We start from the raw sequence: 23,815 nt of genomic DNA, 5'->3' as shown, positions 1-23,815 counted from the left end.
CAGGTTCAGGAGGCGCGCAAGGTAATCAAGGTAATTTCCGAGGCGCGCCCCAGACGCAGGGGGAAACCTGGCCACAGCCCGGCGCCGTAGCTGACATAGAGCTGCATATCATCGACTTGATACAGTCCGCCTACATAGCCGTCATTGGCCATTTGCACGATCTTGTGCATGCCTAAGATATGGCCGCCGTGTGTATGGCCGGACAGTTGCAAAGCCACGCCGGCCGCTGCGCTTTCTTTGGCGGTATCGGGGCGATGGGCCAGCATGATGATGGGCATGCCGACCGGGATGCCGGCGACCGCCGCAGCCACGTCGGGCGTGGGCTGCCCATGCACGGCCGCTGACTTGTCCGTGATGCCAGCCAAGGCGAAAGCGGCATCGCCTTGCTCAATAATGCTGTGCTCATTTAGGAGCAAACGTAGCCCCAGACTGTTGAAGTGTTCTATCCAGGGCTGATACTGGGTGTAGTACTCGTGGTTGCCTGCAATGACCCAAACCCCTTTGGGGGCAGACAGGGCTTGCAAGGGGGCGACATCTTCGCGACGAGCTTTCACCGTGCCATCGACCAAGTCGCCCGTAATTGCAATCAAGTCCGGTTTTAAGGCCTGTGTTTTGTCCACGATGGCCTGTACCCACGGCCCTTGCAGCAGACGGCTGGCGTGCAGGTCGGTCAGTTGCATCAGCTTGAAACCATCCAGGCTAGGGGGTAAGCCATTCACCTTTACGTCGATGGATTTTACTTCCGGGACTTGCACCGCCTGCCACACGCCCAATGCGGAAAGACTGACAGCGGCGATACCTAGCACACCGCGCAAGGTGGGGGAGCGCAGCAGCACCCGTCCGGCAGGTTTGTACAGGACGCGCATTAGCAAACCTGCCAGATCGGTGATCAAGGTCAAGCAGGTGGCCAGCAAGACAGCTCCAAAAGCCCATCCCAGGATCATGATGACTTGGGCGGGAATTTCCGGAGAAGCGCGGGAGCCCCAAAACAGGGCGACGGTGTAATGGTGCAGGGTGGCGGCAATGGCCAAGGCACTTAACAGCCACTTGATCCAGGGTTTGATCGGTAAAGGTTTGATCAGTCGCCAAGCGACATATAGAGCGAAGACGAGGGCAGTGGCTTGAAACACAAAATCATTCCAAAAAGAAACGGAGCACATGCTTGGGCATGCGCTAAAGCGTGCTCAGTATAGAGCGAGAAAATGCGCATGATGCCAGAGCGGGCCTGACAGTTACCGGCTTGTCACGAAAAAAATGTGGACATGCTTGTTTACGTTTCGAGAGATTGGTTCGCACATCAAGTCATTAAAACTCCTAGGCTTTTTCCAAGGGCACCCCAGCAGGACGGGGTGCCTGCTCCTTGTTTCAAGTTGCACGATTTGCAGGATCAATAGGGTGCATCCCGAAGGAATGGGTGAGCTTGAAACAGGACACGTCTGGGTTTGACGTGTGTAGTTTATTGGGAGCGCGCGGTGATGGCAGGCTCACGCTCATCGTTCAGACAAACCCTGCTTGCGAGGTTCTGGTGCCGAGTGCCGGCACACCCTGGCAGTCTGGTTTGGTTTTTTTCGCCTGAACACCACATCGTTGCGTATCACTACTGAATTCAAACCTGCAGAGCGGGGTTTGTTAGGTGACTCGACTGGAGGACATATGGTGACGAAAAAATCCTCAACCAGGACCAATCAGGATGCCGTGGGTCAAGGCGGGGAGTTGCATCAGTTTGGCCAAACTGGCTTGACGACCAATCATGGCGTGCCCCTATCGGACAATCAGAACTCCTTGCGATTTGGCGCGCGCGGCCCGACTTTGTTGGAAGATTTTGTCCTGCGCGAGAAAATATTCCATTTCGACCACGAGCGCATCCCGGAGCGGATTGTTCATGCTCGCGGCACGGGCGCACATGGCTATTTTGAATGTACGCAGGCCATTCCGGAGTTGACTCAGGCCTGTGTGTTTCAAAAGGAAGGACACCGGGTGCCGGTGTTCTGCCGTTTTTCAACAGTGGCCGGTTCCAAAGGCTCCAAAGACACGCCGCGTGATGTGCGTGGCTTTGCCGTCAAGTTCTATACCGAGCAGGGGAACTGGGATCTGGTGGGCAATAATATGCCCGTTTTTTTTATCCAGGACGCCATCAAGTTTCCGGACCTGATCCATGCCGTCAAGCCGGAGGCAGACCGGGGCTTTCCACAGGCAGCGTCAGCTCATGACACTTTCTGGGATTTTGTCTCCCTGATGCCTGAGTCTTTGCATACCGTCATGTGGTTGATGTCGGACCGAGCCTTGCCGCGCTCATTTCGCATGATGCAGGGCTTTGGTGTGCATACCTTCCGTTTTGTGAATGCCAAGGGCAAGTCGCATTTTGTGAAGTTTCACTGGAAGCCCAAACAGGGTTTGCAGTCGACCTTGTGGGACGAAGCGGTCAAGATTTCCGGCGCGGATTCGGATTACCTGCGCCGCGATTTGTACGAGGCCATTCAAAGCCAAGCCTTCCCGGAGTGGGAGCTTGGCGTGCAGGTTTTCGACCAGGAGTGGGCCGACAAGCAGGACTACGACGTGCTGGATGCGACCAAGCTCATTCCCGAAGAAAGCGTGCCGGTCAAAATTGTGGGTCGCATGGTGCTGGATCGTTATTCCGATAATTTTTTTGCAGAGACCGAACAAGTCGCCTTCTTGCCGTCCAACCTTATTCCGGGCATCGACTTTACGGACGATCCTTTGCTGCAAGGCCGTTTGTTCTCCTACCTGGATACACAGAAGTCTCGTCTGGGAACAGTCAATTTTCATCAGATTCCCATTAATGCGCCACGTTGTCCGTTCAGTAATATGCAGCGCGACGGCATGATGCAAACTCAGGTTCCCAAAGGCCGCGCGACCTATGAGCCTAACAGCCTGGATGAGGCGGGCGAGTCTGCTGGCCCCCGTGCCCAGGCCCATGGTTTTCGCAGCTTGCCCAGCACGGTAGACGACGGGGCGAAACTGCGGGTAAGGGCGGAGTCTTTTGCTGACCATTACAGTCAGGCCCGTTTGTTTTACCGTTCGCAGACGGAAGTCGAGCAAGAGCATCTGATTGCCGGTTTGGTCTTTGAGCTATCCAAGGTTCAACTCAATCATGTTCGTGTGCGGGTGCTCTCTCATCTGCGTGTGATTGATGAGGATCTGGCCAAGCGAGCAGCCCAGGGCTTGGGCCTGGATTTGCCGCCGCCTGCCAAACCTGCCCGCAAACCAGTAGATATGCCACCCTCTAAAGCCTTGTCCATATTGGCTCAGAAAGCACCTGTTGCAGGCCGGATGCTGGGCATACTGGTGACGGATGGGGCGGATAAAGGCTTGCTGGAGATGTTGCTGACGGGCGCTCAAGAGGCCGGTGTGGCCGTCAAGCTGATTGCTCCGCAAGTTGGGGGCGTAACCTTGTCGGACGGCACCCAGTTGGCCGCTGATGAAAAGATCGCTGGTGCTCCGTCGGTGCTTTTTGATGCGGTCGCCTTGTTGTTGACACAGGAGCAGGCTTCAAAGCTGTGTAATAACAAGGCCGCAGTTGATTTTGTGGCAGACGCCTATGGGCACTTGAAGGCCATTGGCCACAACGGTGCGGCCCAGCCTCTATTGGATCGGGCGGGCGTGTCCGTAGACAAAGGGGTGTTTGTTATCAAAACCGGGGACGACCTGCTTGGCAAGGTGGCTTCGCGTTTCTGGGAACGTCGTCATCAAGTAGATGGTATGGCTTGATCTGATGGGAAAAGGGGCGGTCCAGGCCGCCCCTTCCCGTTCAATCAGTACCGCCAGCTAAGCCCCAGTACGGGGCCGGACATACGAGTATCAAAGACATGACCGGCGCGACGGTAATTCACATCCAGCACTTTGTATCCGGCGGCAAGCGAGAAGTGCTCTGACAGGTCGTAGTTCAGCGTCAGCGTGGCCTGATAGCTCAGACGCGAGCCCACGTCAAATCCGCCTAAATGGATCTGAGCATGAGTGGACAGCTCGGGTGTGAAGCGGTAGAACGCACGCAGTCCGATCATGGGGTCCACCCAGCTAAAGCTTTCTTCGTGGTGTTTGGTCCGGCCCGCTGTGCTCAGATGGGCACGAGTGCGAATATCCCAATACGAAAAGCCGGCCAGTGCATCCAGGCTGGCTTGTTCGGAATCATAGACACGATACCCGCCTTGCAAGGTCGCCATGAACAGGCGCGTGTCTACCGTTCCCTGGGCGGCGCCGACCAAGGGCAAGCCTCCCACTACCTCGCTTTCACGCGTGTTCACGTAGAGCAGGTCGCTATTGAGTACATAGCGGTCGCGCCGCGCCCAGGTGTTTAGAAAGGCGGCGGCACGCAGATTGTGCAGCACATCGGAAAAGGACTTTTCGATATCCAGCGAGGGTGCGCGCTTGAATGGAGAAGATTCACCGGACAAGCCCGTAATCCAGGCGTAGGGGGTGATCTGTAATGCGTAAGGTGTGGAGCCCCAGGTGTTGGTTTCGGGCAGTGCTACCGAATTGAGATCCGTCGTTTGGGCTTGTGCCAGGGTGGTCAGTGGCAAAAGCCCCAACAGTAGCCAGCGGGAGTGAGTGAGTTTACGCATTACTGTCATGGGCTCCCTTTTTTAATTCTGTAAATGATGGCGTACTAGCGCCGGCCTTGTTTCTTTCGGTATGCTGGACCAGCCGATCACCAATCCGTGGAGAACGTGTCATGCATGTGTTTTACCTTAGCAAGCAAGATATTGATAAGTTGTTGCCCCTAGTGCAAGCGGCGTTACACGCTGGCCAAGGCGGGCAAGTCGGTTTTACTGATCAAGAGTTGGCCTTGCGCGCTGCTCTGGAGGGTTTACAAGACCCCAAGCTGTCCGAGCTTCTGGCCGGTGCCCGAGTTGATCCGGGCCGCAGTGCGGTTGGTTTGGCTGATGAGGACTACCGGGAAAATCTGTTGGCTCTGGAAACCCGAGACAGTGCGTATCTGATTGATCAGCTCATGGACAGCTACGCAAGATTGCCAGGGTTTTTTGACTGCCTGGAGTTTTGAATGGCTGGTTTGAACTGAGCTGTAAAAACGGCCCGTGAAGGGCCGTTTTTGATTCTGCATGAAGCGGTGTTTTTAGAAACCGACAGTGAGTTGAGCCCAGTAACGGCGCCCATCATACACAGCATCAAAGGTTTCATCCGTGACGCGCTTGTCAAAGATGTTGTAGATACCAAAGCCAAGCGTGGTGGTCTTGTTGACCTTGTAGTTCAGGCCGGCATCCAGGAAGGTGAAGGATGGGGTGCCTTGCGCCATGCTGGTGCGGCTCAGGTAGTCTGAAGTCTTGCCACGGTAGTTGACACGTGTCCACAAGCCCAGTTGTTCGTTGGCATCCCAATCCAGGGTGGCGTTAAACATATGCTTGGGCATCTTGTTCAAAGGCTGGCCGGAGAACTCACCGCTCTTTTGCTTGGAGTAGGTGTAGGTGTAATTGGCGGCCAGACGCAGGTCATCGGTAATCGACCAGGTTGTGGAGGCCTCCACACCACGCATGATGGCCTTGTCTACGTTGACGCGGTCACTTACGAATTTGTAGCCTTGATCGCCTGGGAAAACGTGGCAGTTAGGCAGGCCATCCGGATCTGTACAACGGCGAGTTTCAGAGATCTTGTCTTTGAAATTGGTATTGAAGAAGGTCAGGCTGTTGACCATACCGTTCTGGTTGTCCCAAACAATGCCCAGTTCCTGGCTCAGGCTCTTTTCCGGCTTCAGATTCGGGTTGCCAACGATCACAGCAGGAACGCCGCCGCCACCGGTGATCTGCCCCCAGTCAGCCACGGCCGAACGCAGGGAAGGGGCCTTGAAACCAGAGGAGACGCCGCCCTTCAAGGTCAGTTGCTCGGTGGCATGCCAGACACCATAAAGGCGTGGAGTCCAGTGATTGCCATAGTTCTCGTCGTGAGTCATGCGCAAGCCGCCGGTCAGGGCAAAGTTGTCGGTCATGCTCCATTCGTCCTCCGCGAATACCGACCATTGTTCACGGCTTAGGCGATTGACATCGGGCTTGTACTGGTTGCCGTTGTCGCGCAGTTGCTCATGCAGATACTGAAAGCCCGAGGTCAGCATGTGGTCGCCTAAAGGCAGGCTCCATTGCGTATTGAACTCGGTGTTTTTCAGGAACATGCTACGGCCGGGGTTATCAATCTCTTCACGTTGTACGTAGGTGTTGGAAACAGCCCGTCCCCAGCGACCGTTGTGGCCCACGGAGAACACATTGCGAGAGTACTTGCTGGAGGAGATGCTGTTGGGGGAGCATTTGCCGTTTCTGCCGCAGGTTTCGGCGGGCATGCTTTTGCCGGGTGTAGAGGTTCGCTCTTGCAAAGTCCGGGAGAACTCGGCGGTAAAGTCGTGATTGGCCGAAGGTGTCAAGGTCAGCTTGACGGTGCCCGAGGATGTATTTTGTTTGTTGAAACCGTCAAGAATTTTGTCTTCATTGCGACGGGATTCCTGGCCATAAATCTGCAGCCCCAGCATGTCTTTCTTGATGGGGCCTGCCAGATAGAAATTGCCTTGATAAATATTGCCGGACTTGGAGTCCTCTTGGATGGTGCCTTCGGTGCGCAGCGAGCCGGTCCATTCCTGGTGAACTTTGCGGGTAATAATGTTGATCACTCCCCCCATGGCTTCTGAGCCATACAAGGAGGACATGGGACCACGAATCACTTCAATACGTTCGATTGCCTGCATGGGAGGCAACCAGCCCTGCTCAATACCGGCACCATCGCTGTTGGGACGTGTCTCACGCGAGTTTTGTCGCTTGCCGTCAACCAGGATCAGGGTATAGGCCGAAGCCATACCACGAATGCTGATATCGCTACCACTTGCACCACCTGTGATCACCACGCCAGGTACATCTCGCAAGGCGTCGGTGACGTCACGGTAGGCTCTCTTTTCCAGTTCGGCACGTGGTACGACGCTGATGGAGGCGGGGGCATCTTGAACCGCTTGCTCAAAGCCGGAAGCAGTAACCACGATATTGTCGAGCTGGTTGACGCTTTGTTGAGCCAAGGCACAGGAGAAGGGGGCGATGGAGCCAGCAAGAATGGCTACGGCACGGGCAGCCGGAGAAAGAGGAAACAAGAGAGACATAAAAATCAGAATAAGGAACAATAATGAGAACAGTTATTATTATCTAAACACTGTGTTTCTCAAATCAAGAGAGCTCTTTTTCATGTATCTGTAGGTCTTCTGCCACAACTTGTCACTTGGCTTGACGCGCTGTCCTAATCCTGTTTTTGTTACACCCGTGTCCAATGTATCGGCTGTCTAAACAGTCGGTTTTTTGTTTGATTGATTGGGCGGCTAGCCGTCTCTGGAGAGAAAGATGTTGCTAAAAAAATGTCGTCGTACTTTGCTGGCTTGCGCAGTTGGGCTGGCTTTGGTGCCTGCGGCCTCTCAGGCGTGTACTCGAGCTGTTTTTCTGGGTGATAACGGTCAGGTGATTACCGGTCGTTCCATGGACTGGAAGCTGGACGTTGGAACCAACCTCTGGATTTTTCCTCGTGGCGCCAAGCGCAGCGGTGAAGCAGGTCCATCGTCGATTGAATGGACATCCAAATATGGCAGCGTGATTGCTTCGGGTTACGACCTGGCCTCGACAGACGGAGCAAATGAAAAGGGACTGAACGTCAATTTGCTGTGGTTGGTGGAGTCGGAGTACCCCACCCCTCAAAAAGGTGACAAAACCTTGAGCATGTCCTTGTGGGGGCAATATGTTCTGGATAACTTCGCAACGGTGGCTGAAGCGGTGGCTGCCTTGGAAAAGACCCCCTTCGTGGTGATCAGCGACAAGGTTCCCAATGAAGAGCGTTTGGCGACCTTGCATTTGTCCATGTCGGACTCCTCTGGTGACAGTGCCATTATTGAGTACATCGATGGCAAGCAGCATATCCATCACAGCCGCAAGTATCAGGTGATGACGAACTCGCCGACTTTTGACCAGCAATTGGCTATTCGTGATTACTGGCAGTCGGTAGGAGGCATGAATATGTTGCCGGGCACCAGCCGTGCCGCCGACCGCTTTGCTCGCGCTTCTTTCTACATTGATGCCGTGCCACGCAATCTGAGCGATGACAAGGCCGTGGCCAGCGTGCTGAGCGTGATGCGCAATGCGTCCACCCCCTACGGCATGACGGTGCCCGATCAGCCTAATAACTCGTCGACACGCTGGCGCACGGTGTTCGACCACCAGCGCAGCCTGTATTACTTTGATTCGGTGCTGTCGCCCGGTGCGTTCTGGGTTGACATGAAGAAGGTCGATTTTTCGGCCGAGACGGGCAAGGTCATGAAGCTGGATCTGGGACCTGAGCAAAGCACGGTCTATATGGGTGAAGCGCTGGAGCACTTCAAGCCAGCCAAACCCTTTCAGTTCTTGCCAGCGAAGGGGCCTGCTGTTTAAGGCCATGAGCAGTTAGGGCCGTTTCAGGACGGTCTGAAATCAGGCCGAATAGGCGGGGCATGGCCGACAGCGAACACATGATATTCATGTTCAGCTGTTATGCTATGCCCCGTCTTTATTTGTTGAAGTAGCCGTGTCATGACCTATGTAGTGACGGAAGCCTGTATCCAGTGCAAGTACACCGATTGCGTGACGGTGTGTCCCATGGATTGCTTTTTTGAAGGCCCGAATTTCCTGGTCATTCATCCTGATGAATGTATTGACTGCTCCATTTGTGTGGCCGAATGCCCCGTGGGGGCGATTGTCAGTGATCAGGACGTGACGTCCGAACAGCAGGTCTATGTCGAGCTGAATCGAACTTTGAGCGAGAACCCGGCCTGGACGCGCATCAGTCAACAAAAAGCGCCCTTGCCGGACCATGAGTACTGGGCCACTCAGACTGACAAGTTGGCGCTGCTGCAAAAAGACTAATAGGCAGAACTCGCGTGGCTGCTTTTGTTGCGCTGGAAGTACCAGACAGCCAAGGCCGCCATCACCAGTAAGGCCGTGCAACTGGCCAGCACGGCAACATAGCCTTTATCAAAAGAATCGCGGGCCAACTCACTTAAGGTGAGGGCCAGATTCTGCGGCATGGTTTCTGCCATCAGCAAGGCTTGGTCCAGACTGTCGTAGGCCAATGGGCGATCACTTAACTCCTGCGGCAAGATCAGGCTGGTGCTGTATACGAAGGACAGCAAACTGCCCATAATGGTCACGCCCAGTGCCCCACCCAGCTCGTAAGACATTTCTTCAACTGAAGCTACCATCCCGGCGCGCGAAGGCGGCACGCTTTGCATGATGGTGCTGGAAGCGGCGGTCATGGCCGCACCAACGCCCAGACCAAGCATCACAAGACTGGTCACTTGTAGATACTGCGCGCTGTTATGCCACAGCAAATAGGCGGCCATGCCCGTTCCCGCCAGGCTCAGAGAGCCGATCAACAGATGTTTGCTGCCAATGACAACCAACAGGCGGCCAGCCAGGGGCCCTGATACAAAAGCGGCCAGGGGCAAGGGCAGAATCGCCAGACCTGCCTCTAAGGGCGAGAAACCCAGTACCAATTGCAAACGTTGGCTAAAAACCAGTTCCATGCCAATCAGGGCGGCCGAGGCCGTCAAGGCAGAGAGCACGGCGGTGCTTAGCGTGGCGTCCTTGAACAGGGAAAAATCCAGCAAAGGAAAAGGGCTGCGGTTTTGTTGACGAACAAACCAGCTTAGAAAGGCAATGCCAATAAGCAGGGCGAGAGCGACTAGCCCCCAGTTGATGTGCAACTTGCCCATTTCTTTGATTGCCAAGGTACTGGCAACCAGGCCCACCATGATCAGCAACGAGCCTTTGATGTCCCAGGGGCGGGATGTATTGGGCGCGGATCTGGGGACCAGCAGCCAGCCCATAGGCAAGGCGATCAGCACAATCGGGACATTGATCAGAAAGACCGATCCCCACCAGAAGTGTTCCAGCAAGAAGCCGCCCAGGACTGGGCCAAAAGCGGCCCCGCCCGACGCAATTGACGACCAGACACCAAAGGCCACGGCACGTTCGCGCTCATCGTGAAAAGTGATGCGGATCAGCGACAAGGTGGCCGGCATCATCATGGCTGCCGCCACCCCCAGAAACGCGCGTGCGGCAATCAGGGCGGTCGGGTTGGGGGAATAGGCTGCCGCGATCGAGGCCAGTCCAAAAGTGGCCAGGCCACACAGAAACAGGCGTTTGTGACCCAGACGGTCGCCCAGGGTGCCCATGCCCAGGAGCAGGCCGGACACGACCAAGGCGTAGCTGTTGACAATCCAGAGCTTGTCCGAGGCCGAGGCATGCAGATCATGTGTCAAGCGTGGCAGGGCGGTGTAGAGCACCGTCATGTCCACCACAATCAATAAAAGGGCTGCCGACACAATCGCCAGGATCAACCAGCGACGGCTTGGAGACAGGGGGGCAGTTTGGGCTTGATGGGTAATCGAGCTGTGCAGCATAGAACGCCAGAAGGGTAGGAAAGCCACTATGATCTATCAATATTATCAACAGACAAAGTTAATTAGCATCTATAAAATAGATGAATGGATTGGACTTTAGAACGTATCCGACACTTTGTGGCCGTGGCTGAAACTGGCTCCATGACGCAAGCGGCCAAAGAGCTGGGCAAGGTGCAGTCTGCCGTCAGCACCTCAATTTCCCTGCTAGAGGCCGACTTGAACCTGGAGCTGTTCGATCGCTCGCGCCGAACCCTGAGCCTGACGGTACCAGGTGAAATCATGTTGCTCGAAGCCAAGGCCTTGTTGCGCCAGGCAGACGGGTTGAATCGCCGTGCCCTGGACTTGTCTCAGGGGCAGTCGGCCCGATTGGAAATCGGTCTGGATGAGGCTTTGCCGCAAGGACCACTGCGTTTATTGCTGAAAGAGCTGGCGGTGCGTTGGCCTGCTCTGGAGTTGACGATCTGGAACGGGACGGCGGCCGAGGTTATGGATTATCTCGGTGAAGGGCGCTCTGATGTAGCCATTCAGTTTGATCGTGGGGCCGATGTCAGCTCTTTTGCGCAGAGCTATATCGGTGCGGTGCCTCAGGCGATTTGTGTTGCGCGTACGCACCAGCTAGCCAGCCAACAGCAGGTCAGCCGTAAGGAACTGACAGCGCATAGACAGTTGCTGATTCATATCGAAGGGGTAGAACAAACGGTGGTCAGGCCCAGCGTATGGCGCTCGGACAGTTTTTATGTGATTGCCGATATGGTGGCTGACGGCTTGGGCTGGGCGATTTTGCCCTTGAATATTGCGGAGTACGAGAGCTTGCGCAATAAATTGGCGCAGCTACATTGCAAGGAGCTAGCCTTGCCGCCTTTGTCAGTGCAGATGTTGTGGCGACAGGGGCAATCGTTGGCGACGGTGGCCGTGTGGATGCAGCAGCGCCTGTCGGAGCTGCTGCCTTAAGTCTGATTAGCAGGCCAGCGGGGTGGGGGTCGGCAATTGACCGTTCGCCCAGCGTTCTACGCCTTCCCAGATATCGCTGGCGTGGTGCACGGTCAGATCAGCCTGCCAGGTGATGATACTGTCGTCGCCAGCACAATAGCCGTAGGCAGCAACCATGGTTGCCATGCCAGCCGCCTGGCCTGCTTGAATGTCACGCAGGTCATCGCCCACATACAGGCAGTCTGCCGGCGCAAAGCCGGCTTGTTTTGCAGCGTACAGCAGGGGCTCGGGATGCGGCTTGGTATGTTGGGTGGTATCCCCGCCTACCGTAACGGCACACGACTGATTCAGGCCAAGGTGACGAATCAGCGGCAAGGCCAGGTATTCCAACTTGTTGGTGACAATGCCCCAGGTGTAACCTGCTTGCTCCAGCTGTGTGAGCATGGGGGCCACGCCTTCAAACAGATGGGTCAACTCTGTCATGTGATCGTGATAGTCCTGCAAAAACTGTGCTCGCAACTGAGCATAGTTTGGATGATCAGTGTTGATATCCAGTGCTACCTTGAGCAGACCGCGGGCTCCGTGTGAGGCATACGGACGCAACGCGTCGTAAGGCAGCTCAGGCAGGCCATGCTCTTTGCGCATACGATTGGCGGTGGCTGCCAGATCCGGCGCGGAATCGGCCAAGGTGCCGTCAAAATCGAATAGAACTAGTTTATTCATTAGTGCTTAACGTTGGCGGCGGCTGGCCAGCAGGTAGTTGACGGAAGTGTCGCCGGACAGGCGGTAGTGCTCGGTAATCGGGTTGTATTCCAGACCTTTGAGGGCCAGGGCATCCAGACCGCTGCGACGGGCCGAGGAAATCAGCTCACTGGGTTTGATGAAACCTTCATAGCTATGCGTGCCCTTGGGGATCAGGCGCAGCAGATACTCGGCGCCCACAATGGCAAACAAAAAGGACTTGGGGTTGCGGTTCAGTGTTGAGAAAAAGACCCAGCCACCAGGTTTGACCAGCTTGGCGCAGGCCGCGATGATAGAGCCCGGATCAGGGACGTGCTCCAGCATTTCCATGCAGGTGACGACGTCAAAACGCTCCGGGTGCTGATCGGCCATGTCTTCGGCGCTGATCATTTCGTATTTGACCGGCACACCCGATTCCAGGCTGTGCAAGCGCGCAATCTTCAAGGAGCGCTCGGCCAGGTCAATGCCGGTGACGTCGGCACCGGACTGAGCCAGGCTTTCTGACAGAATCCCGCCCCCACAACCGACGTCCAATACCTGCTTGCCCGCCAGGGAGCCGGTGTAGGACAGAATCCAGTCCAGACGCAAAGGGTTGATGGCGTGCAGCGGTTTGAACTCGCTGTCTGGGTCCCACCAGCGGGATGCCAGTGCACTGAATTTATCGATCTCTGCGGGATCGACATTGAGGTTAGTGGCAGTGGAAGCGGTCATGGCTTATCCAAAAAAATTAAGGCCCCGCAAAAGCGGAGCCTTAATTGTAGCCTTAGCTACAGAAATACGTGATGCAGCAAGAATTACTTGCGGTTGCCCACGATTTCAATTTCTACGCGACGGTTTTGAGCACGGCCTTCGCGGGTCTTGTTGGACGCCACGGGGTTGGCTTCGCCTTTGCCTTCGGTGTAGATACGGTCAGCAGGTACGCCTTTGTTGACCAAGTATGCTTTAACAGCATTGGCGCGACGCTCGGACAGCTTCTGGTTGTAAGCTTCAGCGCCGATCGAGTCAGTGTGACCGGTAGCGATCAGAGTTTCCAGATCGATGGCTTGAACAGTGTCAGCCACTTGATCCAGAACCTGGCGGCCTTCTGGCTTGATGGTGGATTTGTCGAAGTCGAAGAAAGTGTCAGCGTTCAGGGTCACTTTAGTGACGGTAGGAGCGACGACAGGAGCTTCGGGGGCTTGGGCAACGGGCACACCGTCACAACCTGGAATACCTGTAGCAGGTGTCCAGAAGTTGTTGCGCCAGCACAGTTCGTTGGTGCCGTTTTTCCAAACGTCGCCGAACGGATTGCGCCAGTTGTTAACTTCGCCGGACTCTTGTGCGGAAACTGCACTAGTAGCCGATGCGGCGGCAATGGCGAGTACAAGTGCGATTTTGGAGGGTTTGTTCATATTTCTCCTCGTTGAGCTGATGCTGTTAAGTGACCGCAGCGAACCCCTGCCGCTGATTAACGGAACCAGTATAGCAATCCTTTGAACGGAACAAAGACTTGCTTGCGCTGGGTTTCATGCGTGTTAGGTCGAATCTTAAGACATTTCGGCCTTATGCGTGAGGGGGACAAGGAACGATTCGCGAAGATGCGTGGAATTAGCCTTGTTCTTTCCTGTTATTGTTGGTTTTAGGCAACAGGAGGTGGGTGGCGTCGCTTCCCCAATTCCTGATCGATACGTTTAGTGGATGGCAGATTTTTGATGGATCAACCCTTTCAATCACCTATCACCTGCCTTGTCGCCGCGCGACGCTGCGTCCCTCTATGTGAAAGTGCTAGAATTTCCCCTTGTCCGTTTACGGCTGGCTTACTGCTTAACCCATATCTATAAAGAATTGACCTATGGATTCCTTTGCCAAGGAGACGCTTCCCGTTTCGCTTGAAGAGGAGATGCGCCGCAGCTACCTCGATTACGCCATGAGCGTGATTGTGGGCCGTGCTCTTCCCGACGTGCGAGATGGTTTGAAGCCCGTGCATCGCCGTGTTCTGTTCGCCATGCATGAACTCAATAACGACTGGAATCGTGCCTATAAGAAGTCGGCTCGTATCGTCGGTGATGTTATCGGTAAGTACCACCCTCATGGTGACTCTGCCGTCTATGACACGATCGTGCGTCTGGCGCAGGACTTTTCCATGCGCTACACCCTGGTCGACGGGCAAGGTAACTTTGGTTCCATCGACGGGGATAACGCCGCAGCCATGCGTTACACCGAAATTCGTCTGGCCAAGATCGCCCACGAACTGCTGGCCGATATTGACCAGGAAACCGTGGATTTCGTGCCCAACTATGATGGCAGCGAAAAAGAACCGGCCCTGTTGCCCTCGCGTCTGCCCAACCTGCTGGTGAATGGCAGCTCGGGTATTGCCGTGGGTATGGCTACCAATATTCCACCGCATAACCTGGCTGAAGTGGTCAATGGCTGTCTGTATTGCCTGAGCCACCCCGAGTGCACGGTCGATGAGCTGATCGAATACATTGCGGCTCCCGACTTTCCGACTGGCGCCATTATTTATGGCATGTCCGGTGTGCGTGAAGGCTATCGCACCGGTCGTGGCCGCGTCATCATGCGCGCCAGTACGCACTTTGAAGACATGGAAAAGGGCAACCGTCAGGCCATTGTGGTCGACGCCATCCCCTACCAGGTCAACAAGAAGTCGCTGCAAGAACGCATTGCCGAGCTGGTCAACGAAAAGCGCATCGAGGGTATTTCCGATATTCGCGACGAGTCCGACAAGGACGGTATGCGTTTGGTCATTGAGCTCAAGCGTGGCGAAGTGCCGGAAGTGGTGCTGAATAACCTCTACAAGAACACGCAGTTGCAAGAGACCTTCGGGATGAACATGGTGGCACTGGTCGATGGCCAGCCCCGTTTGCTTAACCTGAAACAGTTGGTCGATTACTTCCTTAGCCACCGACGTGAAGTGGTCACCCGTCGCACTGTGTTTCAACTGCGCAAGGCGCGTGAGCGCGGTCATGTGCTGGAAGGTCTGGCTGTCGCCCTGGCTAATATTGATGAATTCATCGAAATCATCAAGGCCGCTCCTACGCCGCCGGTTGCCCGCGTCGAGCTGATGGCTCGTTCCTGGGATTCCGGTCTGGTGCGCGAGATGTTGGCCCGTGCTGATACCAGCGCCATTGTGGGTGGCCGTCAGGCTTATCGTCCGGATAATCTGGGTGCCGAATTCGGCATGGGCTCGGAAGGTCTGTACCGTCTGAGCGACGTTCAGGCCCAGGAAATTCTGAACATGCGCTTGCAGCGCTTGACCGGCCTGGAGCAGGACAAGATTGTTAACGAGTACCGCGAGGTTATGGACAAGATTGCCGACTTGCTGGACATCCTGGCCAGTCCCGCCCGTGTGTCCGCCATTATTGGCGACGAGCTGATCGCCGTGCGCGACGAGTTCTCGGCGACCGGCAAGGATGTTCGTCGCTCGCAAATTGAGCACAACGCGACCGAACTGGATACCGAAGACTTGATCACCCCGATGGATATGGTGGTGACTCTCTCGCATACCGGCTACATCAAGAGCCAGCCGCTGTCTGAATACCGAGCTCAGCGTCGTGGTGGCCGTGGCAAACAGGCCACCACCATGAAAGAGGACGACTGGATCGACAAGCTGTTCATCGCCAACACGCACGATTACCTGTTGTGCTTCTCCAACCGTGGCCGTGTGTACTGGCTCAAGGTCTGGGAAGTGCCACAAGGTTCACGCAACTCGCGTGGCCGGCCTATCGTCAATATGTTCCCTCTGGAAGAGGGCGAGAAGATCAACGTGGTGTTGTCCGTCAAGGAATTCAGCGAAGATCAGTTCGTGTTCATGGCAACCTCGCGCGGCACGGTCAAAAAGACCCCGCTGTCCGACTTCTCCAACCCTCGCAAGGCCGGCATTATCGCTGTGGGTCTGGACGAGGGCGACTACCTGATCGGGGCTCAGCTAACCGACGGTGTTCACGACGTCATGTTGTTCTCTGACGCCGGCAAGGCGGTGCGCTTTGATGAAGGCGATGTACGTCCAATGGGCCGTGCCGCCCGTGGCGTACGCGGCATGACTCTGGAAGAGGGGCAGTCCGTGATCGCCTTGCTGGTGGCAGAGGACGAAACGCAATCCGTGCTGACCGCGACCGAGAACGGTTTTGGCAAACGCACTCCGATTGGCGAATACACGCGTCACGGTCGCGGCACCAAGGGCATGATTGCCATCCAGACTTCGGCCCGTAACGGCAAGGTCGTAGGTGCCGTCCTGGTTCGTGAAACCGACGAAATCATGTTGATTACCAACGCGGGTGTGCTGGTTCGGACGCGTGTGGCCGAGATCCGTGAAATGGGTCGTGCAACGCAAGGTGTGACCTTGATCAGCGTCGATGACGACAGCGAACTGTCTGGTGTGTACCGCGTGGTAGAGACCGATGACGAGGTCGACGCCGAGCTGGGCGAAGACGGTCAGGCGCCAGAAGGTCTTGAGCAGGACAATCAAACGGATTCCGCCCAAGATCAGGCGGACCCTTCTGGCGAGGAAAACGAGTAATGCGTGTATGGAATTTTTCGGCAGGCCCGTCGATGCTGCCGTTGGAGGTGCTGGAACAAGCTGCCGCTGAAATGACCGATTGGCACGGCACAGGCATGTCCATCATGGAAATGAGCCACCGTAGCAAGGACTATATGGGGGTGCGTGACGAGGCAGAAGCCGATTTGCGCGCTTTGCTGTCCGTGCCGGATGATTTCGCCGTGTTGTTTGTGCAGGGTGGGGCACAGGGCCAGAATGGCCTGCTGCCTTTGAACCTGATCCAGCGCAATGGCAGTGGCAAGGCCGACTACGTGCTTTCGGGCAGCTGGTCGGTCAAGTCCTGCGAAGAGGCTCAGCGCTACGGTGACATTCGTGTTGCCGGCACCAGCGGACAGACTTGGCAGGACCAGGGCAAGGAGTGGGCGCCCTGGACCTGGTTCCCCGAGCCTTCCCAATGGGATGTGCGCCCGGACGCAGCTTACTTGCACGTCTGCACCAATGAAACCATTGGTGGCGTAGAGTTCAACGATATTCCCAAGCTGGATGTCCCCGTCGTTGCCGACGTGTCGTCCAATATCTTGTCCTGCCCGATTGATTTCTCGCGCGTGTCGGTTGCTTACGCGGGTGCCCAGAAAAATGCCGGCATGTCCGGTATTGCTTTGATGATGATACGCAGGGACTTGTTGGGCCATGCCATGGATCTGTGCCCGTCGGCGTTCAATTACGCCAACATCGAAAAGCAACAGTCCATGTTCAACACGCCGCCTACGTACTCGATCTACATGGCTGGCCTGATGTTCAAGTGGCTGGAACGCCAGGGTGGTGTGGCGGCCATGCAGGCCCGCAATGCGGCCAAGTCCGAGGCCTTGTATGGCTTTCTGGATGCCTCCGAGTTCTATACCAATACCGTGCATCCGGCTTACCGTTCGCGCATGAACGTACCGTTCCTGTTGCGTGATCAGTCGTTGGACGCCTTGTTCCTGGAGCAGGCCACGGCAGCGGGTTTGACCTCTCTGAAAGGGCACAAGAGCGTGGGTGGTATGCGCGCTTCTATTTATAACGCCATGCCGCTGGAGGGTGTGCAGGCACTTATCGATTTCATGACTGATTTTGAACGACGGAATGGCTAATACCTTAACTGAGCGCCTGCTCCCTTGGCGCAATCGTATTGATGAGCTGGATCGCCAGATCCTGGAGTTGCTCAACGAGCGTGCTCGTGCGGCTTTGGAAGTGGGCAAGATCAAGCAGGACTTCAATACAGAGGAAGTCATCCTCAAGCCCGAGCGCGAGGCACGTATTGTGCGTCGCTTGCAGTCTGAAAATGATGGCCCGTTTACTCCTGCCGCAGTGGAAGCCGTGTGGGGGCAGATTATTTCTGCCTGCCGCGGTCTGGAAAGCGTATTGCGCGTGGCTTACCTGGGTCCACAAGGCTCTTTTTCCGAGCAAGCCGCTTACGAACATTTTGGTCATGCTCTGGATGGCCTGCAGTGTGACTCCTTCGATGAGGTTTTTCGCAGCGTCGAGGTGGGGCAAGCAGAAGTGGGTATGGTGCCCGTCGAGAACTCGACCGAAGGTGCGGTTAACCGCACCTTGGATCTTTTGCTGAACTCGCCCTTGCGTGTCCTGGGCGAGCGCTCCATTCGTGTACACCACAATCTGCTGACCCAGACCGGCACCATGGAAGGCGTCACTCGGGTGATGGCTCATCCGCAGGCCTTGGCGCAGTGTCAGAACTGGCTGCAAAAGCACTACCCCCAGCTTTTGCGTGAAGCCGCTTCCAGCAATGCGGAGGCCGCTCGCATTGCGGCTTCCGACCCCACCGTGGCGGCGATTGCCGGTAATACCGCTGTCACTGCCTGGAATCTGGGCGTGGTGGAAGCCGGTATCCAGGACGATCCGCATAACCGCACACGTTTCCTGGCGATCGGTAACATCGAGTCCTTGCCTAGCGGCAACGACAAGACCAGCATCATTCTGGCCGTGCCCAACCGGGCTGGCGCTGTCTATGACATGCTGTCTCCGTTGGCGGTACATGGCGTTTCCATGACTCGTCTGGAGTCGCGTCCTGCACGGACAGGGCAGTGGGAATATTATTTCTACGTAGACCTGATCGGCCATCGTGACGAGCCTGCCATGGCAGCGGCTTTGGCTGAATTGAAGAAACAAGTCGCCTTTTTCAAGATTCTGGGTTCTTACCCCGTAAACGACTTTTAAGCATCGGAAACAAGAAAGGCCTGAGTGGGGAAATTTTCCCTCTCAAGGCCTGATTGCCTGCTGGGACGGGCTGCGACAGGTGGTTTGTGCAAAATCGGCTTGTTTTGGCATGTGTTAAGCAGCCGTTTGATGCTCTGTTTCATCAAGACGTGGCTAGGCAGAATAGAGGCTTTGCGCATTGCTTTAACCCCTTGATGGCGTTCACGCAGCAGTCAGGCAAAGTCTGCATCAATATCCCGGTTTTGCTGGTGCTATTTCACGCAATACGCGCAGCATGGACGGCCTGAGAGGGAACGGAATTAATCATGATAGCGTCATCAGAAACTATGGCGTCGCCGCCCTTGGTTCCAGTGCTGGCGGTCGTTGGAGTCGGTTTGATTGGCGGCTCTTTGACTCTGGCGCTCAAGCGCTCCGGGGCTGTTGGAAAAGTGCTGGGTGTAGGTCGGCAACTGAAGAGCTTGCGACGAGCTCAGGAGCTGGGCTTGATCGACGAGGTCGCCACGCTGGAACAAGCCGCGCAGCAAGCAGACTTGATTGTGCTGGCTACGCCTATTGGTGCCATGGCTTCGACATTGAAAAGCCTGCGTCCCCATTTGCGCGACCATACATTGATTAGCGACGCAGGCAGCACCAAGGTCGATGTGGTCAGTGTGGCGCGTGAGGTGCTTGGGGATCGTATCGGCCAGTTTGTTCCCGGCCACCCTATTGCGGGTGCGGAAACCGTAGGCCCGGAAGCCGCACGTGCTGATCTTTACGACGGCCGTAATGTCATTTTGACCCCCCTGGAAGAAAACAGTGTCAGTGCACGCGAACGTTTGATTGCGGTTTGGGAGGCCTGCGGGGCGCGGGTCATGTTGATGGACCCGGCGACCCACGACGAAGTGCTGGCCTCGGTCAGCCATGTGCCGCATTTTCTATCCTCGGTCTTTATGTGGCAGGTAGCCTCCAGTGCGAACTCGGATCAACGCTTTGCCTTGGCGGGGACGGGTTTTCGGGATTTCACCCGTATTGCCGCCGGTTCACCGGAGGTGTGGCGCGATATTTTCCTGAGCAATCGTGAGGCTGTCTTGGGGCAGTTACAGGAAGTACGTCAGGCTTTGGATCAGGCTGAACAGGCCTTGCAGGATCAGGATGGTCAGGCTTTATACGAATTTTTAGAGCGCGCTGCTTTAGCGCGCCGTTTTTGGGCAAGTAGGAGTGGTTTGCAATGAGTCAGAGCGACAGTCTTGTTTTGAACCCGGTCAGCCGTGCCAGTGGGCAACTGCAATTGCCAGGGTCCAAGAGCATTTCCAATCGAGCCCTTTTGCTGGCCGCTTTGGCCCAAGGGCAAACCCGCCTGGAGGGTTTGCTGCACTCGGATGATACCCGCGTCATGATGGCTGCTTTGCAGCAAATGGGCGTGGCGGTGCAGGATCTTGGACAGGGCGTGGTGGTGATTGACGGTGGCGCTCCTTTTGCACATCGCGATGCCGATCTGTTTTTGGGGAATGCCGGCACGGCTTTCCGTTCCTTGACCGCTGCCTTGGGTTTGATGGGAGGGCGCTTCAATCTTAGCGGTATTGCTCGCATGCATGAGCGTCCCATTGGTGATCTGGTAGACGCGCTGCGTAGCCTGGGGGCCGAGGTGCACTACCTGGGTGCGGAAGGCTATCCTCCCCTGGCGATTGGTGAGTTGGCCCAAGCAGATCAGCGTTACGTGTCGGTGAAAGGCTCGGTATCCAGCCAGTTTCTGACAGCCTTGTTGATGGCCGCACCCTTGTTGACCACTCGTACGGGCCAGCCTTTACGTATTGAAGTGCAAGGGGAGTTGATCTCCCAGCCCTATATTGAAATCACCCTGGCCATGATGGCGCGTTTCGGTGTGCAGGTAGAGCGCGACGGTTGGAGCAGCTTTACGGTCCCTGCCGATGCTACTTATGTCAGCCCCGGTTTGTATGCCGTGGAGGGCGATGCCTCGTCCGCTTCGTATTTCATTGCATTGGGAACGATTGGGGGTGGTCCGCTGCGCATTCAGGGTGTGGGTACAGAAAGTCTGCAAGGTGATATTCAGTTTGCGGATGTGGCCCAGGCTATGGGTGCCCGTATCGAACGCCATGCCAACGAGCTGATTGTCTCTGGCTTGTCCGTGGCCAAGGGCGACAAGCTCAAGGCCTTTGATCTGGACTTTAACCACATTCCCGACGCGGCCATGACGGCGGCGGCCATGGCCATGTTTGCTGATGGTCCTTGCACCTTGCGTAATATCGCCAGCTGGCGCGTGAAGGAAACGGATCGTATTGATGCCATGCAGGCCGAATTGCGCAAACTGGGCGCGACAGTGGAATCCGGGCCGGATTGGCTGACTGTGCATCCTATTGCGGCCGATCAATGGCGTTCAGCCAGCATTGAAACCTATGATGATCACCGCATTGCCATGTGTTTTTCGCTGGCCAGCTTTGGCTCGGTGCCGGTCACTATTCTGGATCCTGCCTGCGTCAGCAAGACGTTCCCCGAGTATTTTTCTGTTTTTGAACAATTGGTGCAGGCATGACAGAACAGAGCATTCCCGTCATTACCATTGATGGTCCTACGGCTTCCGGTAAAGGAACGATTGCCTCTCTGGTTGCGCAGCGGCTGGGCTGGCATACGCTCGATAGCGGTGCCTTGTATCGCCTGACAGCCTTGTCCTGCCTGCGTCGTGGTGTGGATGTGCAGGACGAGGCTCAGGTCCAGCACGCCGCCCAGAACCTGAACGTGCGTTTTGACTACCCCCATATCTACATGGACGGCGACGATGTCAGTGATGCTATCCGTCAGGAAGAAGTAGGTAATCTGGCTTCGCAAGTGGCAGCTCTGCCGCTGGTGCGTGAGGCGCTTTTGCAACGGCAGCGGGATTTTCGCGTTGCGCCCGGTTTGGTGGGCGATGGGCGCGATATGGGCACCGTTGTGTTCCCGGACGCGCCTTTAAAGATATTTTTGCTGGCAGATGCAGAAGTGCGAGCCCAAAGACGCTGTAAACAGTTGAGCGAAAAGGGTATTTCTGCTAATCTTACGAGTCTTTTGGCGGATTTGCGTGCGCGCGATGAACGTGATCGTTCTCGAACCCATGCCCCGCTCGTGCCTGCGCAGGGTGCCCATATTGTGGATTCTTCCCAGCTCAGCATCCAGGAAGTTGTAAATAAGGTGCTCGACCTTTGGTCGGGTATTGCGGTCCCGACAGCCTAATCCCGTGCTGATCGGGCTTTGTTCACTCCACCGGGTTCTGCCTGGTGTGTTTTTTATGGCCATTTTGGCTAACGGATTGATTTAATGTCCACTAACCTTCACACAGACGCAACGGGCGGCGAAAGCTTTGCCGATTTGTTTGCAGAAAGCATTAAAAACCAAGACCTGAAAAGCGGCGAAGTTATCTCCGCCGAGGTTCTGCGTATTGACCACAACTACGTTCTGGTCAATGCTGGCCTGAAGTCCGAGGCACTGATCCCTCTGGAAGAGTTCCTGAACGATCAGGGCGAACTGGAAGTTCAAGCAGGTGACTTCGTTTCCGTGGCTATCGATGCCTTTGAAAACGGCTACGGCGACACCATCCTGTCCCGCGACCGCGCCAAGCGTCTGTCGGCCTGGTTGTCCCTCGAGCAAGCGCTTGAGTCCGGCGAGCTGGTCAACGGTACCATCACCGGTAAGGTCAAGGGCGGTCTGACTGTCATGACCAACGGCATCCGTGCCTTCTTGCCTGGTTCGCTGGTTGATCTGCGTCCTGTCAAGGACACCACGCCATACGAAGGCAAGACCCTGGAATTCAAGGTTATCAAGCTCGATCGCAAGCGTAACAACGTTGTGTTGTCGCGTCGCGCTGTGCTGGAAGCCTCCATGGGCGAAGAGCGTCAGAAATTGCTGGAAACCCTGTCCGAAGGCGCTATCGTCAAAGGTATCGTCAAGAACATCACCGATTACGGTGCGTTCGTGGATCTGGGCGGCATCGACGGTCTGCTGCACATCACCGACATGGCATGGCGCCGTGTTCGTCACCCATCCGAAGTTCTGCAGGTGGGTCAGGAAATCGAAGCCAAGGTTCTCAAGTTCGATCAGGAAAAGAGCCGCGTCTCCCTGGGCGTCAAGCAGCTGGGCGAAGATCCATGGATCGGTCTGGCACGTCGCTACCCACAAAACACCCGTTTGTTCGGCAAGGTTACCAACCTGACCGATTACGGTGCATTTGTTGAAGTGGAAGACGGTATCGAAGGTCTGGTTCACGTATCCGAAATGGATTGGACCAACAAGAACGTTGACCCACGCAAGGTTGTGACCTTGGGTGAAGAAGTCGAAGTCATGGTTCTGGAAATCGACGAAGATCGTCGTCGTATCTCCTTGGGCATGAAGCAGTGCCGTGCCAACCCATGGGAAGATTTCGCCATCAACTTCAAGCGCGGTGACAAGGTTCGCGGTGGCATCAAGTCCATCACCGACTTTGGCGTGTTTGTTGGTCTGCCAGGCGGCATCGACGGTCTGGTTCACCTGTCCGACCTGTCCTGGTCCGAGACGGGCGAAGAAGCCGTTCGCAACTTCAAGAAGGGCGACGAAGTTGACGCCGTGGTTCTGGGTATCGATACCGACAAAGAGCGCATTTCCCTGGGTATCAAACAGCTGGAAGGCGATCCATTCAACAACTTCGTAGCGACTTACGACAAGGGTGCTGTGGTTAGCGGCGTCGTCAAGTCGGTCGAAGCCAAGGGTGCGGTTGTTACTCTGTCGCTGGACGTTGAAGGCTACCTGCGCGCTTCCGAGATCTCCTCGGGTCGTGTTGAAGATGCCACGACGGCTCTGAAAGAAGGTCAGGAAATCGAAACCATGATCTTGAGCGTGGATCGCAAGACCCGTTCGATTCAGTTGTCCATCAAGGCTCGTGATACTGCCGAAACCGCTCAATCCATGGCCCGCCTGACCGAAGCCAGCGCTTCGTCCGGTACGACCAATCTGGGTGCTCTGCTGCGTGCCAAGCTGGACCAGCAGCAACGTGACGACGGTTAATCAGC

The 23,815-nt window shown here is 55.9% G+C and carries 19 protein-coding genes; 12 read left to right on the top strand and 7 right to left on the bottom strand.

Annotated elements, in window-relative coordinates; all coding sequences use genetic code 11:
• Positions 1-5 precede the first annotated feature (5 nt).
• Positions 6-1,130 (bottom strand): metallophosphoesterase, encoded by a 1,125-nt coding sequence (locus CA948_RS07315; protein ID WP_108728724.1) that lies wholly within the window; start codon positions 1,128-1,130, stop codon positions 6-8.
• A 523-nt stretch (positions 1,131-1,653) separates the two neighbouring features.
• Here CA948_RS07315 and CA948_RS07310 point away from each other — a divergent pair.
• Positions 1,654-3,729 carry a catalase gene (locus CA948_RS07310; RefSeq protein ID WP_108727682.1) on the top strand — a complete coding sequence of 692 codons (2,076 nt, stop codon included), beginning with the start codon at positions 1,654-1,656 and terminating at the stop codon, positions 3,727-3,729.
• Between the two features lie 44 nt (positions 3,730-3,773).
• Here the strand turns inward: CA948_RS07310 and CA948_RS07305 are convergent, their stop codons facing one another.
• Entirely contained in the window at positions 3,774-4,580 is an 807-nt protein-coding gene (locus tag CA948_RS07305; RefSeq protein ID WP_230017796.1) for a hypothetical protein, read from the bottom strand.
• 110 nt (positions 4,581-4,690) lie between these two features.
• Here CA948_RS07305 and CA948_RS07300 point away from each other — a divergent pair, with 110 nt between their 5' ends.
• A complete protein-coding gene (locus CA948_RS07300) occupies positions 4,691-5,020 on the top strand; it encodes a hypothetical protein (protein ID WP_094197136.1) in 330 nt (109 codons plus the stop codon).
• A 72-nt stretch (positions 5,021-5,092) separates the two neighbouring features.
• On the opposite strand, the gene CA948_RS07295 is transcribed toward CA948_RS07300, so the two are convergent.
• Positions 5,093-7,105: a ligand-gated channel protein gene (locus CA948_RS07295; protein ID WP_108728723.1), complete on the bottom strand. Its 2,013-nt coding sequence runs from the start codon at positions 7,103-7,105 to the stop codon at positions 5,093-5,095.
• A gap of 235 nt (positions 7,106-7,340) precedes the next feature.
• On the opposite strand from CA948_RS07295, the gene CA948_RS07290 reads away from it, so the two are divergent.
• Together CA948_RS07290 and fdxA are read left to right on the top strand one after the other, a co-directional pair.
• Positions 7,341-8,414 (top strand): linear amide C-N hydrolase, encoded by a 1,074-nt coding sequence (locus tag CA948_RS07290; RefSeq protein ID WP_108727681.1) that lies wholly within the window; start codon positions 7,341-7,343, stop codon positions 8,412-8,414.
• A gap of 138 nt (positions 8,415-8,552) precedes the next feature.
• Positions 8,553-8,885, top strand: coding sequence for a ferredoxin FdxA (gene fdxA / locus CA948_RS07285; RefSeq protein ID WP_094197133.1), 333 nt, complete (start codon positions 8,553-8,555; stop codon positions 8,883-8,885).
• Here the strand turns inward: fdxA and CA948_RS07280 are convergent.
• Positions 8,882-10,423: an MFS transporter gene (locus CA948_RS07280; RefSeq protein ID WP_108727680.1), complete on the bottom strand. Its 1,542-nt coding sequence runs from the start codon at positions 10,421-10,423 to the stop codon at positions 8,882-8,884. The genes fdxA and CA948_RS07280 overlap by 4 nt on opposite strands.
• 84 nt (positions 10,424-10,507) lie before the next feature.
• Between CA948_RS07280 and CA948_RS07275 the strand changes: the two genes are divergently transcribed.
• A complete protein-coding gene (locus CA948_RS07275; RefSeq protein WP_108727679.1) occupies positions 10,508-11,374 on the top strand; it encodes a LysR family transcriptional regulator in 867 nt (288 codons plus the stop codon).
• A gap of 6 nt (positions 11,375-11,380) precedes the next feature.
• Here the strand turns inward: CA948_RS07275 and gph are convergent, their stop codons facing one another.
• The 3 genes from gph to ompA form a co-directional block, all read right to left on the bottom strand.
• A complete protein-coding gene (gene gph, locus CA948_RS07270) occupies positions 11,381-12,076 on the bottom strand; it encodes a phosphoglycolate phosphatase (RefSeq protein WP_108727678.1) in 696 nt (231 codons plus the stop codon).
• 6 nt (positions 12,077-12,082) lie between these two features.
• Positions 12,083-12,805, bottom strand: coding sequence for a bifunctional 2-polyprenyl-6-hydroxyphenol methylase/3-demethylubiquinol 3-O-methyltransferase UbiG (ubiG, locus tag CA948_RS07265; protein WP_094197130.1), 723 nt, complete (start codon positions 12,803-12,805; stop codon positions 12,083-12,085).
• An 83-nt stretch (positions 12,806-12,888) separates the two neighbouring features.
• Positions 12,889-13,485, bottom strand: a complete 597-nt coding sequence (gene ompA / locus CA948_RS07260) for an outer membrane protein OmpA (protein WP_094197129.1) — start codon at positions 13,483-13,485, stop codon at positions 12,889-12,891.
• Between the two features lie 440 nt (positions 13,486-13,925).
• Here ompA and gyrA point away from each other — a divergent pair, with 440 nt between their 5' ends.
• The 7 genes from gyrA (at position 13,926) to rpsA (ending at position 23,810) form a co-directional block, all read left to right on the top strand.
• A complete protein-coding gene (gyrA, locus tag CA948_RS07255; RefSeq protein ID WP_094197128.1) occupies positions 13,926-16,610 on the top strand; it encodes a DNA gyrase subunit A in 2,685 nt (894 codons plus the stop codon).
• A complete protein-coding gene (gene serC, locus CA948_RS07250; protein WP_094197127.1) occupies positions 16,610-17,719 on the top strand; it encodes a 3-phosphoserine/phosphohydroxythreonine transaminase in 1,110 nt (369 codons plus the stop codon). The genes gyrA and serC overlap by 1 nt, the downstream gene beginning before the upstream one ends.
• The gene (gene pheA, locus CA948_RS07245) at positions 17,712-18,803 is read left to right on the top strand and encodes a prephenate dehydratase (RefSeq protein WP_094197126.1); all 1,092 of its coding nucleotides are present in this window, start codon (positions 17,712-17,714) and stop codon (positions 18,801-18,803) included. Before serC ends, pheA begins: the two co-directional genes overlap by 8 nt.
• Positions 18,804-19,129: 326 nt before the next feature.
• Positions 19,130-20,014 (top strand): prephenate dehydrogenase, encoded by an 885-nt coding sequence (locus CA948_RS07240; RefSeq protein WP_108727677.1) that lies wholly within the window; start codon positions 19,130-19,132, stop codon positions 20,012-20,014.
• On the top strand, positions 20,011-21,333 hold the full coding sequence (gene aroA / locus CA948_RS07235; RefSeq protein ID WP_108727676.1) for a 3-phosphoshikimate 1-carboxyvinyltransferase: 1,323 nt from the start codon (positions 20,011-20,013) through the stop codon (positions 21,331-21,333). Before CA948_RS07240 ends, aroA begins: the two co-directional genes overlap by 4 nt.
• Positions 21,330-22,007 (top strand): (d)CMP kinase, encoded by a 678-nt coding sequence (gene cmk / locus CA948_RS07230; RefSeq protein ID WP_094197123.1) that lies wholly within the window; start codon positions 21,330-21,332, stop codon positions 22,005-22,007. Before aroA ends, cmk begins: the two co-directional genes overlap by 4 nt.
• Positions 22,008-22,091: 84 nt before the next feature.
• Entirely contained in the window at positions 22,092-23,810 is a 1,719-nt protein-coding gene (gene rpsA, locus CA948_RS07225) for a 30S ribosomal protein S1 (protein WP_022983279.1), read from the top strand.
• The last annotated feature ends 5 nt before the right edge of the window (positions 23,811-23,815 follow it).

The organism is Alcaligenes aquatilis, from assembly GCF_003076515.1.
Classification (GTDB): Bacteria; Pseudomonadota; Gammaproteobacteria; order Burkholderiales; family Burkholderiaceae_B; genus Alcaligenes; species Alcaligenes aquatilis.
The sequence above is the reverse complement of the archived record's forward strand: the minus strand, read 5'-3'. Positions and strand labels throughout refer to the sequence as shown.